Origin of the sequence: Vibrio sp. AND4, from assembly GCF_000171815.1 — a bacterium.
Lineage (GTDB): Bacteria > Pseudomonadota > Gammaproteobacteria > Enterobacterales > Vibrionaceae > Vibrio.
In genome coordinates, this window is record NZ_ABGR01000086.1 from 1 (window position 1) to 2,510 (window position 2,510).

Below are 2,510 nucleotides of genomic sequence, written 5' to 3' on the forward strand. Positions count from 1 at the left end.
TGGAACATGGAATGGTTATCGATAGATGGCAGCAAAGTTTTAAGAACATCACAAGACTTCGAAAAGCTGTCCTACTATATGGCCAAAACACAGGCCGACATTCTTGCTTTTCAAGAAGTCGAAAGTATCACTGCTATTCAAAAAGCCGTGGGTAATGACTTCACTATTTACCTGTCCGACCGTTCTAATTCTTCTTATCGCCACCTTCAGTTCAACGATACCAACCAATACACAGGTTTCGCGGTACGCAATGGCGTAAACGTATTAGACAAACCAGACTTTTCTATCACACGTGGTAACAGCAAGCTCCGCTTCGCCAGCTACCTTGTTTTGAATCCAAATCAAGACAACGAGATTCACCTACTCTCTGTGCATCTAAAAGCCGGCTGCAGTGGTACGTATCGCAATAACCGCGATTGTAAGATAGTAAAGCAACAAGGACAGGCACTAGCCAAGTGGATGAAAGCGCGCGAGGATAATAAACAACACTATGTCGTGCTTGGCGACTTTAACCACAATTTGGGTTACCGAGGCGATTGGTTATGGAGAGTGCTTTCGGACGATACTGATGCCAAGCTGATGACCAAAGACACCCAAGCACAGTGTAAAGTGCGTTCGAATCGAAATCCGAATAAAACCCACCAATTCCGCTCGATGATAGACCACATCATTGTCAGTGGTCAGTTGATGGCGTCGCCGAGTGTCCAAACCGTTTTTAAAACACAAGATGTACTGGACTATAAACTGAGTGACCATTGCCCCGTCTCTTCAGTGCTCTCTTTCTAACGCTGATCCACTGTCTAAGCAACAAATAAGCCAGACAGCATTGCCGCGATTGATCGAAAATCACAGCAGTGAGTGAAACCACTTTGAGTAAAGCGAAATGAAGAGCGAAACTGCCGCGTTGCCAGCGAAACGTTGGCGATCGCAGGCTTAAGATACACACAGCGTGTGCCTCACCCACGAAGCAAACTAAACTTTGGTTCCATGACCGCGTTAACTCAAGAAAACCGACAAGCTAATGTTTAAATGACGACTTACTGAAAACATACTTCAATGCTTCAATGAGCGGACCCACTCTTTCATCAGCAATAGAATAGAACACCTGTTGAGAGACCTTTCGTGCTTTGATGATATTGTGTTTTCTCAATACGGTAAGGTGTTGTGAAAAAGCAGATTGACTCAATGAAGAGTTTTCAAACAACTCACCGACACCTTTTTCGCTTTCAATCAGCTTACACATCACGATTAAGCGCTCTGGATGAGCCATAATTTTTAGAAGTTCACTCGCTTTATTCGCGCTTTCTAGCATGCATTCGCCCATTATTATACCCTTTATCAATACGTTAAGTTTGGTATACTGTTATTAACCAACATTGTTAAGGTTATACTAATGTATAACAAATGCATTAGTGGTAACTAATGAAGACAATTGAAATTTTGCTAGTTTAGGCCGTTCATGCGAAGAGAATCACATACTAAGCTGTGATTATTGATGGTGTTCTAACGGTACTCATTCCGAAGTGATTGCGACAACCCCGTCTTTAAACCCCGTACCTGTGAGGTGATGGTGAACGAATTGGAGCACATTTCACTTTGCTGCTCGTTTCATTATTTCATCGAACTCGAATCGCGCTCTGGATTCTGCCTCTTGTGGTTACTTGGGGATAAACATTTGACACAATAAAAAGAGCACTGTGTATGCCCCTTTCTATATCTTAGGTTTTATAGAATCTATAACCTTTACCGATGATAAGGCCGAATTGAAACCTCATCCATTTGATACACCGTTTCAACGTTCGAAGCGCCATCGGAATATGAAACGTCTGCCTTGGTCTTTTTGACATGCAGATCCCCTTTCACCCACACCGGATCGTAGAGTGAAGTCAGTTTTAGACCTTTAGGATAATCGACCAAAACAATCTGGTTTGCAGGTGGTGGTGGCGTATGGATACAAGCCCCCATGCTCGGAACAAGGAAAAACTTCGTGACAACGTCACCATCAAATTCTACTGGCGTGATAAAACCGGGTATTTCATAGTTATCTTCAGTCAGCGTTTTGTTGGGCATGGAACCAAGTTTATGTCGATACTCTGTGATCTCTTTGCGTTTTGAGAACAACCATTCAATATCTAGTCCGTCGGCTTTTAAGCTGTCTTCCAACTCTTTCATGCTCTTTTTTTGCTGTTCGCTGAGGCTCTGAGAATCACGGTATATTGAAAGAGAGCCCAATTCATAAAGTTGTTTGTCGGTGAGTTTTAAAAACGGGTCTTCGATCTGAGGGACATTGACGGGCAATAGTTGATTCCAGCTTAGCTGATCAGCGGATACATTTGATGACGCCAGCAAAACTAAGCCAGCCAATAAGTACTTGTTCATACGCTCCCTTGTATCGATCTTTGTCTTGAAAAAGCCGAGGGCAGACTCTCCCTCCTAAATCACCGAGGAGTTTACTACAAGGTACTCTTTTGGATCGTGTTGTTCTCCATAATTGCTTTGAATTATCTGGG

3 protein-coding genes are annotated in these 2,510 nt (G+C 43.0%); 1 reads left to right on the forward strand and 2 read right to left on the reverse strand.

Annotated elements, in window-relative coordinates:
- Nucleotides 1–786 (forward strand): endonuclease/exonuclease/phosphatase family protein (locus tag AND4_RS18705; RefSeq protein ID WP_009844555.1); only part of this gene is annotated, 786 nt, incomplete at its 5' end.
- 232 nt (nucleotides 787–1,018) lie between these two features.
- Here the strand turns inward: AND4_RS18705 and AND4_RS18710 are convergent.
- The gene (locus AND4_RS18710) at nucleotides 1,019–1,324 is read right to left on the reverse strand and encodes a metalloregulator ArsR/SmtB family transcription factor (RefSeq protein WP_009844556.1); all 306 of its coding nucleotides are present in this window, start codon (nucleotides 1,322–1,324) and stop codon (nucleotides 1,019–1,021) included.
- Between the two features lie 419 nt (nucleotides 1,325–1,743).
- Nucleotides 1,744–2,379 carry a DUF3299 domain-containing protein gene (locus AND4_RS18715; RefSeq protein ID WP_009844557.1) on the reverse strand — a complete coding sequence of 212 codons (636 nt, stop codon included), beginning with the start codon at nucleotides 2,377–2,379 and terminating at the stop codon, nucleotides 1,744–1,746.
- Nucleotides 2,380–2,510: the final 131 nt, after the last annotated feature.

Bases quoted from the DNA above. Each gene is read 5' to 3' on its own strand.
- AND4_RS18715 (WP_009844557.1), bottom strand. From the start codon at position 2,379: ATGAACAAGTACTTATTGGCTGGCTTAGTTTTGCTGGCGTCATCAAAT.
- AND4_RS18710 (WP_009844556.1), bottom strand. From the start codon at position 1,324: ATGGGCGAATGCATGCTAGAAAGCGCGAATAAAGCGAGTGAACTTCTA.